Origin of the sequence: Cephaloticoccus primus (assembly GCF_001580015.1) — a bacterium.
In the GTDB taxonomy this organism is placed as follows: Bacteria; Verrucomicrobiota; Verrucomicrobiia; order Opitutales; family Opitutaceae; genus Cephaloticoccus; species Cephaloticoccus primus.
Map to the genome: position 1 here is coordinate 84375 of NZ_LSZQ01000042.1, position 14368 is coordinate 98742.

The 14368-nt window shown below is 64.6% G+C and carries 10 protein-coding genes; 6 read left to right on the forward strand and 4 right to left on the reverse strand.

The window, feature by feature from the left end; genetic code table 11:
- Positions 1-228 precede the first annotated feature (228 nt).
- On the reverse strand, positions 229-3084 hold the full coding sequence (locus tag AXK11_RS05540; RefSeq protein ID WP_068630118.1) for an ATP-dependent RNA helicase: 2856 nt from the start codon (positions 3082-3084) through the stop codon (positions 229-231).
- Positions 3085-3303: 219 nt separating this feature from the next.
- Here AXK11_RS05540 and AXK11_RS05545 point away from each other — a divergent pair, with 219 nt between their 5' ends.
- The 4 genes from AXK11_RS05545 to trxA all read left to right on the forward strand — a co-directional run bounded on the left by AXK11_RS05545 (position 3304) and on the right by trxA (position 7940).
- The gene (locus AXK11_RS05545; protein WP_068630120.1) at positions 3304-5952 is read left to right on the forward strand and encodes a glycoside hydrolase family 2 TIM barrel-domain containing protein; all 2649 of its coding nucleotides are present in this window, start codon (positions 3304-3306) and stop codon (positions 5950-5952) included.
- A 445-nt stretch (positions 5953-6397) separates the two neighbouring features.
- On the forward strand, positions 6398-7249 hold the full coding sequence (locus AXK11_RS05550) for a segregation and condensation protein A (protein ID WP_068630122.1): 852 nt from the start codon (positions 6398-6400) through the stop codon (positions 7247-7249).
- Positions 7246-7506: a hypothetical protein gene (locus tag AXK11_RS05555; RefSeq protein WP_082780930.1), complete on the forward strand. Its 261-nt coding sequence runs from the start codon at positions 7246-7248 to the stop codon at positions 7504-7506. Before AXK11_RS05550 ends, AXK11_RS05555 begins: the two co-directional genes overlap by 4 nt.
- 113 nt (positions 7507-7619) lie before the next feature.
- The gene (gene trxA, locus AXK11_RS05560) at positions 7620-7940 is read left to right on the forward strand and encodes a thioredoxin (protein ID WP_068630124.1); all 321 of its coding nucleotides are present in this window, start codon (positions 7620-7622) and stop codon (positions 7938-7940) included.
- A gap of 384 nt (positions 7941-8324) precedes the next feature.
- Here the strand turns inward: trxA and lepB are convergent, their stop codons facing one another.
- From lepB to fabD, 3 genes are all read right to left on the reverse strand, one after another.
- Positions 8325-9650 carry a signal peptidase I gene (lepB, locus tag AXK11_RS05565; RefSeq protein WP_068630126.1) on the reverse strand — a complete coding sequence of 442 codons (1326 nt, stop codon included), beginning with the start codon at positions 9648-9650 and terminating at the stop codon, positions 8325-8327.
- A 140-nt stretch (positions 9651-9790) separates the two neighbouring features.
- Entirely contained in the window at positions 9791-11587 is a 1797-nt protein-coding gene (gene lepA / locus AXK11_RS05570) for a translation elongation factor 4 (protein ID WP_068630128.1), read from the reverse strand.
- A 21-nt stretch (positions 11588-11608) separates the two neighbouring features.
- On the reverse strand, positions 11609-12520 hold the full coding sequence (gene fabD / locus AXK11_RS05575; protein WP_068630130.1) for an ACP S-malonyltransferase: 912 nt from the start codon (positions 12518-12520) through the stop codon (positions 11609-11611).
- A gap of 77 nt (positions 12521-12597) precedes the next feature.
- Between fabD and dapA the strand changes: the two genes are divergently transcribed.
- Together dapA and dapB are read left to right on the forward strand one after the other, a co-directional pair.
- Positions 12598-13497 carry a 4-hydroxy-tetrahydrodipicolinate synthase gene (gene dapA, locus AXK11_RS05580; protein ID WP_068630132.1) on the forward strand — a complete coding sequence of 300 codons (900 nt, stop codon included), beginning with the start codon at positions 12598-12600 and terminating at the stop codon, positions 13495-13497.
- Positions 13498-13510: 13 nt separating this feature from the next.
- A complete protein-coding gene (gene dapB, locus AXK11_RS05585) occupies positions 13511-14302 on the forward strand; it encodes a 4-hydroxy-tetrahydrodipicolinate reductase (RefSeq protein ID WP_082780931.1) in 792 nt (263 codons plus the stop codon).
- Positions 14303-14368: the final 66 nt, after the last annotated feature.

Below are 14368 nucleotides of genomic sequence, written 5' to 3' on the forward strand. Positions count from 1 at the left end.
CCTACGATTCACGAAATCCAATTATTAAACATAATGATCATTGAAGGAGTTTGGCACGAATTTGAATTTGGCGCCGAGAAGCCGGATCCCCGAGAGAACGGAAACTCAAGGGGACCGAAAGCTCGGGAAGCTTGGGCGGCCTCGGATTGAGTTTCCGGCGCTTTGGAGGATTGGTGTCTGAGTTGGTCGTCCGACCAGTAGAGCCGAGCCATACGCATCGGAAATTTCCTACAGTTCGCGCCATTCGTGGCGTGGGTAGCGGCGGGAGAGTTCGCTGCGGATTTTCGGGTATTGCTCGCGCCAAAACAGCGCCAGGTCGTCCGTAATCTGGATCGGGCGTTGGTTGGGCGCCAGGACTTCGATCCGCACCGGAACCCGCCCAGCGCCGAGGGTGAAACGGCTTTCCACGCCGTAGAGCTCCTGGATTCGCGCGCTCAGGATTGGCGGCCCTTCTGGCAGGTAACGCAGCCGCGCCCTCCCGCTCCTCCCGCCCGGGCCCCCCTTCCCGCCGCCGCCCCCGTTTGCCATGACCAATCGCTCCGGCAGGTACTGATCAAGCGCGGCCAATTGCTCTGCCGAAAGCCACTCGCGCAGCACGGGCATGACCGGTTTTTCGCGCACGGCGCGCGCCGAGGTTTCGCCGTAGCAGAGCTGCTCAATCAGGAGAGCCCGATCTGCCTCGCCGATCTGGCTGACTCCCAATTCCGGAAACCACTCCGCGAGCCGATTCACGCGCACGATCCACTGCTCAACCGCTTCGTCCCAGTGCTTCAGTTTGAGCCGCCCGGCCAGCACTTCGCGCGCCAGCAAGGCTGCCGCCGCGCTCGGCGGGACTTCCTCGCTACTCATCCGCGCTTCCAGCGCGAGATCGCGAAAACGCCGCTCGCGCCGCGCCACAACCCGCTTGGCGGCCTCGTCGTAAACGACGCCTGTCGTCTCCGCGTAATCTTCGGGAAACAGCTCTGCGAGCCACGGCTCCTCAATCGCTGTCGCCAGCCCAAGCACGGTGCTGACTTCGCCGCGCCCGCCGACTTCGGTGATTTCGCCGATGACCATGAGTGCTGCGCGCTGGCAGACGCTTTCGCGAGCGAGCAGTCCGCGCCGCCCATGCACCAGCTCGCAGCGCAGCGTCCCCGAGTCCAGGCGCCGCGCGACCTGATCCGAAAAACCCGCAAGCACGCATTTGCGCAAATCGCTATCGCCCGCCGCCGTCTCAGCCGGCACCGCTGCTGCGGCTGCGTCGCCGCTAACGCCGTCTGCGCTGCCTGTGCGCGAGTGGCGCCCATCGCTGCGCGGATAATCGCGCTCCCACGCCGTATTTGCAGCCGCCCGCGCGATTTTTAAAAACTGCTCGTAGAGCGGCCCGACCTGGCGGGCGGCCTGTGCGTGGATCCCCAGTTCACGGCAAAACCCCAAGTCAAAACCCGCCCTCTGCGCGGCCTCCCAAGCGCGGACAAGAAGGAGAAAATCGCTCTCGTGCTCCTCGCCCAAAACCCGTTCGCGCGCCTGCGCGATCTCCTTTGAAACACCGCGCAGCAGGAAGCTCCGCCCCTGCGTCAGCGCGGCCATCAGGGCGACCTCGCGCACGCAGCTGCGTTTTCCGGCCTCGATCAGCATCCGCGCATAACGCGGGTGCAGCGGGAAGCGCAGCATCTGCCGCCCCAGCGCGGTGATTTGCGGGAACGTGTTGGCCGAAGCAGCCCCCTCCTCGGTGCCGCGCGGATTCCCGCCACTGTCGCCCCTGTCGCCGCCGCCGCCGGCGCTCGCGTTTGCCCTGGCGCGGCTCAATGCGCCGAGATCTTCGAGAAGCCGCTCCGCCCGCGCCAGCGCATCCGGGCTCGGTGCCTCGATCCAGTTAAAGCCGACCAGATCGTCTATCCCGCTCGCCTTTAGCGTGAGCACGACCTCTGCCAGATCGATCCGCTTCACCTCTGGCAGCTCCTGCGGATTGAGCCGTTCGTGTTCGCGCGCAGTCCAGAGCCGCAGGCAAGTCCCGGGCGCGGTGCGTCCCGCCCGCCCCGCGCGTTGATCCGCGCTGGCGATCGAGATTTTCTCGACCAGCAGCGTATTGATCCCGCGGCGCGGATCGTAGCGCGCCACGCGTGCCAGCCCGCTGTCGATCACGAGCGTGACGCCCTCAATGGTGAGCGACGTTTCGGCGACATTGGTCGAGACGATGATTTTGCGCCGCCGCACTACTCCGGAGCGTTGCGATCCGCTGGCCGTATCATCCGCACCGCCACCGCTGGCCGTGCCGCCGACTGCGCGGTCCTGTTGCGCAGCGGGCAGCTCGCCGTGCAGCGGCAAGCACTCGAAATCCCGCAGCCCGCGCCTCGCCTGAAGCGCCTGTAGCGTGCGGTTGATCTCATAGACCCCGGGCATGAAAACCAGGACGTCGCTCCCGTCCGGCGACTCCGCTACGAGCCGCTCGCACTCGCGCGCAGCGAGCTCCCAGACCGGCTCCGTATCGGGGCTCACCGCACGCGGCAGGTAATCGATTTTTACGGGAAAAGTCCGGCCCGCCGAAGTCAGCACGCGACAAGGCGCGAGGTAGCGTTCGAGAGCCTCGGTATCGAGCGTAGCCGACATGACGATGAGCCGCAGGTCGGGCCGCGTGCTGCGCTGGATTTGCAGTGCGCGCGCCAGCGTGATGTCGCCGTACAGATGCCGCTCGTGAAACTCGTCGAAGACGATCGCTCCTACTCCGCTCAACTGCCCATCGGCCAGCATCTGGCGCAGCAAAACGCCCTCCGTCACGAAGCGTATCCGCGTTTGCGCCGAGACCCGCGACTCCAGCCGGATCTGATAGCCCACGGTCTCGCCGAGCGCGCGGCCGAGCTCGGCGGCTACGCGCCTGGCGAGCATCCGCGTCGCGAGGCGTCGCGGTTGCAGCACCACGATCTCGCCCGCAGTGCCGGTGCCGCCGAGCCCATGCTTGAGCAAGATTTTCGGAATCTGCGTGGACTTGCCCGAACCGGTCGGCGCCTGCACGAGCACACGCGCACCGCCCGCACCCGCTCCTTCGCGCAGCGCGGCGAGCAGCTCTTTTTCCAGTTCGTAAATCGGTAGGTTTAGCGGATCCATCGGGGCGAGTCGGCCCCTCATTCACGCTCACGCGAGACTTGGCTGCATGCAACCCTCTTTCTCCAGTTCGTCATCCCCTGTTCGGGAGCGCGGCGACGAAACTTGGCTGAGTCGCCTCTTGACTACGTAAGTGCCGGAGCTGTTGTCGCGCGCGGTCGTTTTTTGAGCGGCCTTCCATTTTCCACCTGCCGACCGCAAATCCCCATCCCCTCGCCTGCCATGACTCACGCCTCGCCCGACCTCGCCTCCAGCAGCGCTTCGCCCTCCTCCTCCGGCGGGCCGCGCTCGAAATGTCTTTTTGACGAACAATGGCGTTTTCAGCTCGGCGGTGTGGCGGGCGCGGAGGCGGCCCGCTTTGACGACAGCGCGTGGCGCACGCTCGACCTGCCGCACGACTGGAGCATTGAGCTGCCGCGCGACCCGAAGGCGCCCACCGGCGGGGCGGGCGGTTTTTTCCAAAACGGGATTGGCTGGTACCGGAAGACCATTGCGGTTGATCCGGCCTGGGCGGGCCAGCGCGTGGTGCTCGAATTTGAGGGCGTGTACTGCAACGCCGAGGTTTTCGTAAACGGCCAGCACACTGGGGTGAAGCAGCCCTACGGCTACATTCCGTTCAGTGTGGATTTGAGCGAGGCTGTGCAGGCGGCGCTCGCGGCAGGCCCGGAGGCGCAGGCGATCACAATTGCCGTGCGCGTAGACAACGAGCAGCAGCCTTCTGCGCGCTGGTTCACCGGCTCGGGGATTTACCGGCATGTGTGGCTGCACCGCTTCGCGCCAACGCATATCGCGACCGACGACTTCAAGCTGACGACAACTTCGCTGAGCGACACGGAAGCTGTGCTGCGCGTCGAGGCAGGCGTCGTGAGCACCGCGCAGAGCGCGGGCGCGGTAAGCGTGGACTTTGCGGTTTACGCGCCGGATGGTGCGCAAGTCGCCCAAGCCCGCGCAGCGGGCGAATTGGTCGGGTCGCGCACGCGGATCGTGGCCGACCTGAAAATCCCCGCGCCGCAAGCGTGGTCTCCCGACAGCCCGAGCCTGTACCGTATCGTCGCGCAGCTGCGCGGGGCACAAGGCAGCGGACGCGGTGGCAACGACACCGCGCCAAATGAACAGGCCCGTGATCTCCGGCTTCTGGACGAAGTCGTCGTAACGACCGGCCTGCGCACGCTGGCGTGGTCTGCCGAGCGCGGGCTCTTGCTCAACGGCCAGTCAATCAAGCTCAACGGCGGCAACGTCCACCACGACAACGGCATCCTCGGCGCAGCGGCTTTTGACCGCGCCGAAGAACGCAAGGTCGAGCTCATGAAAGCCGCCGGATTCAACGCAATCCGCACCGCGCACAACCCGCACTCCACCGCGCTGCTCGACGCCTGCGACCGACTCGGAATGCTCGTGCTGGACGAGATTTTTGATGGCTGGGCTGTCTCCAAAACCGCACACGGCTACCACAAGTTTTTCGGCGTGTGGCACGCCTACGACCTGGAGCGCTGGCTGCGCCGCGACTGGAACCACCCCTCAGTCATTTGCTGGAGCATCGGTAACGAGATGCCCGATCGGGCATCTCCCCAACTCCTCTCGATTGCCAAGGAGATGGCGGCCCTCGTCCGCTCACTTGATCCTGGCCGCCCCGTTTCGGCGGGGTTGCACTCGGAGTGGGGCAACGCGTCTGTGTGGCCCAAGCTCGACCCGCTCTTCGCGGAGCTCGACATCGGCGGCTACAACTACGAGCTCGCGCCACGCATCCCCAGCGACCCAGGCCGCATGCAGTACCGCAAAATCGAGCTGGCCCCGCACCATGCCCGCGACCATGAGCGCGCGCCTCAGCGAATCATAATAGGCACCGAGACCTTCCAGTCCGAAGCCTTCGTGAACTGGAAGGTCATGCGTGACCACAGCTACGTGGTCGGCGATTTTGTCTGGACGGCTATCGACTATCTCGGAGAGGTCGGCGCCGGGCACGTCATCCCGCCAAAGGGCTCTACTCTCGGACTCGGCCAAATGGCCCACCCGGGCACCTGGCCTTCGCGCGGTGCCCTTTGCGGCGAAATCGACCTCACCGGTTGGCGAAAGCCCAATTCCCATTATCGCGAGATCGTGTGGAACGACCGGCAAAGGGTGGGCGGCAAAAAACTCTACATGGCTGTCCACTTGCCGCCTTCGTTAAGCAGTGAAACAGCGGCCAGGGCGACGAACGCACTCACTGAAGAGGAAGACCTCTGGCAGCTCACGGCGTGGTCAATGCCGCCCGCCTTGCCGATTTGGGGTTTCCCTGAGCACAGCAAGGGACGGCGGTTCACAGTCGAGGTGTACTCGCGCTACGACTCGGTGCGGCTGTACCTCAACGGCCAGCTCGTCGGCGAAAAGCCGACCGGCGAAGCGGAAGAGTTTAAAACGCTCTTTTACGTGCCCTACTCCGCGGGCGAGCTCGTCGCCGTGGGCGTTGAAGGTGGCGAAGAGCGCGAGCGCTTCGTCTTAAAAACAGGGGGGCCCGCCGTCGCGCTGCGCGCGAGCGCGGATCGCGGACGCTGCGCCGACGATCGCGGCGCAACTAAAACGAGTTGTGCGACTCTGCGCGCCGATGGGCAGGACCTAGCCTTTGTTGAGATCGAAGCCGTCGATGCCGCCGGACAGTGGCAGCCTTGGGTCGATGAAAAAATCAGCGTGGAAGTCTCCGGCGCAGGCCGGCTCGCCGCGCTCGGCACAGGCAACATGCGCAGCAGCGTGGAGCGCTATACCGACTCGTCCTGCACGCTCTTTCAGGGCCGCGCGCTCGCCGTCATCCGCACGGGGAAAACGCCCGGCTCGATCACGCTGCGCGTCAACGCTCCGGGCCTCGGCAGCACCGAACTGGAGCTCCATGCCGATTAAAGCATGAGCCCTGCGGGATGAGACGGCAGACTCCCACTACGCGTGGGGCGGGGTCGCAGACCCTTTTATTTTGCGAGCCGCTCGCTGGCGGCTCGTCAGGGTCGCCACAGGCCATTGAATTTGGGAATCGGCCTCGTCGCTTCGCGACGAAACTCGATTCCCAAATTTAACGGGACTTCCCCCAGTCGCGTTGCGACTGGGAAGGGAGCATCAAATGCGGATGAAGCGAGAACCCATTTGGGCGAGGTGAAACGATTTGCCGGTGAGTCACCGATTAATGGTCGGGATCTTTCTACTGTGCGGCTTGCTCGGCGTGCGGAACGCACGGCACGCAAGCGGCACAGTAAATGGCAAGTGGCACCGCCTGCCGCCGCCCGCGTAGGGCCGCCCTCCCGCACCCCAGAATAAAATTGCCGGAGCTCTCCTGCTGCGAAGCATCCGCCCCGTGGTTCCTGAAGCCGATTATCGCATCAAGCTGCCGGTCTTTGAAGGCCCGCTCGACTTGCTCCTTTTTCTCATCCGGAAAAACGAGCTCGATATTTACGACATCCCCATTGAGTCGGTCACCCGCCAGTACATCGCCGCGCTGCACGCCATGCAGGAGCTCGACCTCGAAATCGCGGGCGACTTCTTCGTCATGGCAGCCACGCTCATGGAGATCAAAAGCCGCCTGCTCCTCCCCAAAGGGCAGCACGCCGTCGCCACCGAAGACGAAGACGACGCGATGGATCCGCGCTGGGAGCTCGTCCACCAGCTCGTGCAGTACAAGCGCTTCAAAGAGGCAGGCGAACAACTCGACGAGCTCATCACGCAGCGCCACGACCTCATCGAGCGCAGCGGCCCCGCCCAGCTCGCGGAGTCCGGCGAGCGCCCGCTGAAACCGCTCGACCGCATCCAGCTCTGGCAGGCATTCAACAACGTCCTGCGCCGCCTCGCCGAGACGGGCCTCGTCGGCGAAATCCAGGAAGAGCAAGTCACCGTCTCCGACCGCATGGACGACCTGCTCCTGCGGCTGCGGACGCAGAAGCGCTTCCGCTTTTCGGAAATCCTGCCCGCAAAAATTACGCTGCGCTACCTCGTGGCGACCTTTCTCGCGGTCTTGGAGCTCACCCGCCTGAAGCGGCTGCGCCTCGCACAAGACGAGGCCTTCGCCGACATCCTCTGCACCGCCGTCGAGGACGATGACCGCACTCCCCCGCCCCCGTCGCCGGACGAGGAGCCCTCAACCGATCCGCTTGCCGGGCGGAGCGAAATGCCACTTGAAACCCACACCCAGCCCACCACGGTAAGCGCGTGATCCCGCCACCCAACCACCGCTCGCTCCCGGGCCCAAGGGCCGGACTTCTCGGCCTCGGCTTCGACAATGAAGACGGCCACAAACGCATCACCACTGCGGATCAGTTTGCCATCATCGGCGGCTCGGCCGACACGCACGACCGGATGACCGAGACACTCATGAAGACCTTCGAGGAACTGAAAAAACGCAGCAAACACCTCGAACAAGTCGGCCCAAAGGAACTCGCCGAGATCATTCACAAGGTGACGCCGCGCTAAACATTGCGCGCCCACGGCATTCGCGAAACTGCGCAGTGGTTGAGCCGTTGCCCAAGTACCCAGCCTCCGCCCCTCTCCTTCACCACCTTTCCCATTTCCTCACCCATCCTACCATGTCCGAAAAAATCACCAACCTGACCAGCGACAACTTCAAGACCGCAATCGCCGCCGAGACCCCCGTGCTCGTAGACTTCTGGGCGCCCTGGTGCGGCCCCTGCAAGGCAATCGCCCCAATCCTCGAAGAACTCGCAAACGAGCTCGACGGCATCCAGATCGCCAAGGTCAACGTCGACGAAAACGAGCAAATCGCCGCCGAGTACGCCATCCGCGCGATCCCGACGATGCTCGTCTTCAAGGCAGGCCAGGTCGTCGAAACCATCGTCGGCATGACGCCCAAAGACGCCCTCAAGGCCAAACTCCAGGCCCACCTCTAGCGGCGGCCACAGTGGCGGCGAGGCCTTTCCACTACGCGTGGGGCGGGGGACGGTGTCCCCTGCCATTTACTGAGCGGTTTGCCCGGCGGGCAAACCGCTCAGTTGGGAGCTCCCGACCTCCGGTCGCGGTCGTTGACCGATTTTATGGGCGCGGCCTCGTTGGGCCGCGCTAGAACTGCGTCTACCGGTTAACCAACAAAATCTGCCCCAATGGGTCCCGCTTCATCCGCATTTGAGGCCTCGCGCCCTGTCGCAATGCGACAGGGTGAGGTCCCGTTAAATTTGCGATTTTGTTCGGGCGCGTAGCGCACGCGGCAAAATCGCAAATTAAATGGAAGTGGCGACACGCCACCGCCCCACGCGTAGTGGAGTTCTGCAGCCTAGTCAGCGTGCGAGGCCGGTGCGGCGGGTGAAGGGGTAGTAGATGAAGATGGGGCGGCCGATGACTTCGGTGGCGGGGACGTAGCCCCAGTAGCGGCTGTCCTGGCTGTTCGCCGAGTTGTCGCCCAGTGCCATGAAAGAGCCGGGCGGCACGGTCATCGTTTTCCCTTTGGAGAGGGCCTGTGAGTTGCGGTAGCCGACGTAGCCATCGATGCGCTGCGCGTTTTTCTCAAACGCCGCCGCACCGGTGATCGGCTCGCCATTGCGGTACAGCCGGTAGTCCTTGATTTCGAGCGTGTCGCCCGGCAGGCCGGTCAACCGCTTGATGTAGTACTGGTCGAGCTGGTGGCCGCTGCGGTCTTTCATCACGGGGCTGTCGATTTGCCGCGTGCGAAAGACGAAGCCCTGACCGACTTTCGGGCGCACGAAGTGGTAACTCACCCGGTCGGCGAGGAGTTGATCTCCCGTCAGGATATCGAAGCTCAAGACGCGCTCACCGCGCGCGACACTGCGGCCCAGCGGTACGCGGAGCACCTCGGCAGCGCGGCTCACGCCCGGGTAAACTTCGAGCCAGTGGCGCTCGATTTTCGCGCGGTCGCGCTGGAGCGCGCGCAGGTGCTCGGCGAAACCGCTATCGCCGCCAAAGAGCGTTTCGCGCATCGCCTTATCGACGCCTTGGAGGTCTTGCGGGACCTGGATGCGGACGGGCTCCCCATCGACGTAAAAAGTGTATTCGCGCACGGTCGTGGGCAGGATGAACCACGAGCGCGCGGGCTTGAGGCTATAGGCGAGCTCCAGGTCGTTACCGCCCGCGCTGACGAAGAAGTCGGCACTCACCTCGCCCGTGCGCGGGGCGATGACTTCGCGTCGTTGCGCGCCAAGCGTGGCGGTGCGCCACAAGCGGCTGAGCCCGCCAGGCACGTCGCTGGCCGAGGTGAAGTTATCGACCGTCATCCCGTAATAACTCGGCCACATGGAGTTGGTCGGGATCTTGAAGGGCTGCACGAAGAAGGCGCGAAAGCCGAGGATCACAATCGCTGCGACGAGGAAGAACTCCACGTTTTCGACGAGGGAGGTTTTCGGGTAGTGCGTGCCGCCGAGCTCGCGCAGGACGCTTTCGAGCGCCTCGATCGCGAGCTTCAACCGCATGGGGTCGCCGCCCTTTTCGCGCAGGAGCTGGCGCAGGGCGGCGGAGTGCGTCATGAGGCGCCCGAGCTCGTCGGTGCTCAGCCGGTCGCGGCGGTAGTGGTACACTTTTGCAGCGAGCTCCAACCACTGTTTGGCACTGCGGCGCATCTTTGTGTTTTGGGAAGCGAAGAGGCTGAACATGGTGTGAGTGGTGCGGCGCGGCAGGAGCGGGAGGTGGAGCCTGGAGCAGGGCAGCGAGTGGCAGGGAGGTGGCGGCGACGACAGGCGGCGCAGAGGAGCGCGGGCGCGCCGGCCTCCCCCTGCCCCGTCCGGCAGGCGGGCTAGTTGGTTTTCAGGACTTTGATAAAGGCATCGGAGGGGATGGAGACTCGGCCAAACTGCTTCATCTTTTTCTTCCCCTCTTTTTGCTTATCGAGGAGTTTGCGTTTGCGCGAGATGTCGCCGCCGTAGCACTTGGCCGTCACGTCTTTGCGCATTTCCTTAACGTTGTCGCGAGCGATGATTTTCCCGCCGATGGCGGCTTGGATGGCGACCTTGAACATCTGTGGGGGGATGATCTCGGCGAGGCGCCCGCAGAGTTCGCGCCCTTTGCCCTCGGCCTTTTCGCGGTGGACGATTGAGGCAAAGGCATCGACGGGCTCGGCGTTGATGAGGATCTCCATTTTCACGAGCTCGGCCTGGCGGTACTCGCCGAGTTCGTAGTCCATCGAGCCGTAGCCGCGGGTGATGCTTTTGAGCCGGTCGTTAAAATCGACGAGGATCTCGTTAAGCGGCAGCGTGCAGGTGAGCATGATGCGGTTGGCATCGAGCGTATCGGTGTGGTCGATCGTGCCGCGCTTCTCCATGATGAGCGCAAAGATGTCGCCCATCGACTCGTTGGGGATGTGGATCGCGGCCTTGATGGTGGGCTCGCGGATTTCGCGCACGGCGCCCGGATCGGGCAGGTTGACGGGGTTATCGACTTCGCGCAGCGCGCCATCGTCGGTCACCACGTGATAAACCACACTCGGATAAGTGGAGATGATGTCCACGTCGTGCTCGCGGCGGATGCGCTCCTGGATGATCTCCATGTGGAGCAGCCCGAGGAAGCCACAGCGAAAGCCAAAGCCGAGCGCGACCGAGCTCTCCGATGCGAAGACAAACGCCGCGTCGTTGAGCCGCAGCCGCCCCATCGCCGCCTTCAGCTTTTCGTAGTCGGAGCTGTCTACCGGATACAGGCCGCAGAAAACCATCGGGCGCACCTCCTGGTAGCCCGGGAGCATCTCGGTGGCGGGGCGCTGCGCGAGCGTGATCGTGTCGCCGGTTTTGATCTCGGAGGTGTCCTTGATGTTGGAGACGAGGTAGCCGACATCGCCCGCGGCGAGTTTTTGGGCCTTCTCCATTTTCGGCGTAAAGATGCCGACTTCCTTCACCTCCGACTTGTTGCCGTTACTCATCAGGAGCATGGCGTCGCCGGGCTTCACCTCGCCGGAGAAAACGCGCACGTAGGCGATCACGCCGCGGTACGAATCGTAGAGCGAGTCAAAGACCAGCGCACGCGTGTGCGCGTGGTCGCTCCAGCGCGGCGGCGGCACGCGCTCCACGACTGCTTCGAGGATTTCCTCGATGCCGATGCCGGCCTTTCCGCTGGCGAGGATCGCCTCCTCCGCGGGGATCGTGAGGATGTCTTCGAGCTGGCTCAGGCACAGGTCGAGGTTGGCCCCGGGCAGGTCGATCTTGTTGATCACGGGGATGACCTTGAGGTTTTGCCCAAAGGCCAGGTGCGCGTTGGCGACTGTCTGCGCCTCGACGCCCTGGGCGGAGTCGATCAGGAGCAGCGCGCCTTCGCAGGCGGCGAGGCTGCGCGAGACTTCGTAGGAGAAGTCCACGTGGCCCGGCGTATCCATGAGGTTGAGCTTATAGGTCGTCCCGTTTTTCGACGGGTAAAGCATCGTGACCGGATGCGACTTGATCGTGATGCCGCGCTCGCGCTCCAGATCCATCGAGTCGAGATGCTGATCGGTGAGCACACGCTGGGCCACCGTGTTGGTGTGCTCCAGCAAGCGATCCGATAGGGTCGTCTTGCCGTGATCGACGTGGGCGATGATGCAGAAATTTCGGGTATGGGCGATTTCCATGAGCAGCAGCAGTCGCGCGCGTTATTTCGCCAAATCCTCGAACTCGGAAAAGCTCTTCACGGCCCACGCCTTGTCGGTGCGCCGCGCCAGTCCGGCCAGCACGCTCCCCGGGCCGAGCTCCCAAAACTCGCTCGCGCCCGCGGCCACCGCGCTGCGCATGCAGTCCTCCCAAAGCACGGGAGAGACGACCTGCCTGACGAGCGCCGCGCGCAGTTCCTCGGGCTCGGCGAGTGCGCGGCCCGTCGTGTTGGTAAACACGGCAAAGGCAGGACGCGAAAACTCGATGTCGCTCAGGAAAACGGCAAAGGCCGCGCGCGCCGACTCCATCAGGCGGCTGTGATACGCGCCGGCGACATTGAGCGGGATCACCTTTTTCCCGCGCTCCTTCGCGGCGGCAACGGCTGCGGCCACCTTGGCCTTCTCGCCGGATACGATGATCTGCCCCGGCGCGTTAAAGTTGGCTGCCTCGATGTCGAACTCCGCGCAAAGCGCAGCCACGCCCTCGCGCGGCTCGCCGAGGATGGCCGCCATGCTGCCCACAGTCGTTTCGCAGGCTTGCTGCATGAGGCGGCCCCGCTCGGCGACGATGCGCAGCCCCGTTTGAAAATCGAACACGCCCGCCGCCGCGTAGGCCGTGATCTCGCCGAGGCTGAGCCCGAGCGCGCAGGCCGGCGCCGACGCGGGCCCCAGCCTGCCCTGCTCGCGCAGCGCCTCGACCAGCGCGAGGCCGTGGACGTAAAGCGCGGGTTGGCAGATCTTCGTCTGCGTGAGCTCCTCCTCCGGCCCTTCAAAGCAAATGCGCGTCAACGGGTAGCCGAGCGTCGCATCGGCCTCATCGAAGCGGGCGCGCGCCGCCGCCGATTGCGCGTAGAGGCTGCGCCCCATGCCGACTTTTTGCGCGCCTTGTCCTGAAAATAAAAGTGCCAGTGCCATTGAGGGAAAAGGGGCGAAGGCAATCTCTGGCCTTGCGAAAAACCAAGCTCTAAACTTTCAACCCGATCCTACTAACGATGGCTAAGAAAACCGCCCCCCGCTCCCTGACTGGCACGCTGACTGCACTCGTCACACCGTTTAAGAAACAGCAGGTCGCCTACGGTGATCTTGAGGCGCTGATCGAGTTTCAGATCAAAGGCGGGATCGACGGGCTGGTCGCCGTCGGCACGACCGGCGAGTCGCCTACGCTCACGCACGAAGAGCACATGCAAGTCGTGCAGGCCACCATCGAGCTCGCGGCGGGCCGCGTACCCGTGGTGGCAGGCACCGGCTCAAACTCGACGCGCGAAGCAATCGGGCTGACCAAGCTCGCCCACGACGCAGGCGTCGACGCGATACTGCTCGTCGCCCCCTACTACAACAAGCCGAGCCAGGAGGGGCTGTTTCTGCACTTCAGCGCCATCGCCGAAGCGACCGACCGGCCCATCATCCTGTACTCGATCCCCTCGCGCTGCGGCATCGAGATCGGTGTCGGCGTGGTCGAGCGGCTGCGCGCCAAATACCCCCACGTCCGCTACATCAAGGAAGCGGGCGGCTCGGTCGATCGGGTTGACCAGATCAAGCAAGCCCTCGGCAAGGACATCACCGTGCTGAGCGGTGACGACTCGCTCACCCTGCCCTTTATCGCCGCCGGAGCGGAGGGCGTGATCAGCGTCGCCTCCAACCTCTATGTACGCGAAGTCGCCAAACTCGTAAGCACCGCGCTCAAGGGCGATCTGCCCGCCGCCACCAAAGAGCACCGCCGGCTCTACCCGATTTTCAAAGCCCTGTTTAACGAGCCCAACCCGGTGCCCATCAAACTCGCGCTGCACAAGGCGGGCATCATCAGCCGCCCCGACGTGCGGCTGCCGCTCTGCCCCGCCAGCGCGGAAAACCGCAGCGCGCTCTTCCGCATCATGGCCGAGCTGGCCAGGTAATCCGCCCCACGCCATGTCGCTTTCCATTTCACTGGTCGGAGCACGCGGGCGGATGGGCCGCACCATCGTCGAGCTCGCTCCCGAGCAAGGACTCTCGATTGCCAGTGCGCTCGACACCGGCGACGACCTCGCGGCGGGGCTCGCCCGGGGAGACGTCATCATCGACTTCAGCTTTCACGAAGCGACCGCCGAGGTGATCGCGCACGCCGTGCGCTTGGGCAAGCCACTCATCATCGGCACGACGGGCCACTCGCTTGAGCGCCGCGCCGCCCTGCTAAAAGAAGCCGCCAAAGTGCCCTGCGTGTGGGCCGGTAATTACTCGGTCGGCGTAAACTTGCTGAATGCGCTCACCGAGCGCGCTGCCGCTGTCCTGAGCGACGACTACGACGCCGAAGTCGTCGAAATGCACCACCGCTTCAAGAAAGATGCGCCCAGCGGCACCGCCGCCCGCCTGCTGGAGATCATCCTCGCTGCACGCCAGCTCGGCCCCGAAGCCCTGCGCCACGGCCGCCAGGGAGTCCCGGGTGAGCGCACGCGACGCGAAGTCGGCATCCATGCGCTGCGCGGCGGCGATGTCGTCGGCGACCACACCGTGATCTTCGCCGCGCAGGGCGAGCGCATCGAGCTCACGCACAAGGCCAGCGACCGCGCCATCTTCGCGCGCGGTGCGCTGCGGGCTGCCGCGTGGGTCTCGGGTAGAGCCCCCGCCGTCTACGACATGCAGGACGTGCTCGGCCTCGGCCCGGCAAACGCCGCACCGACAACAGTAGCAGCAGCAACAAACACGGCGTCCAGCGCAGCATGATCACCTCGATCCACGGCACCCTCGTTGCCGCCACACCGCTGCGCGCGACCGTCGAGATCGGCGGGC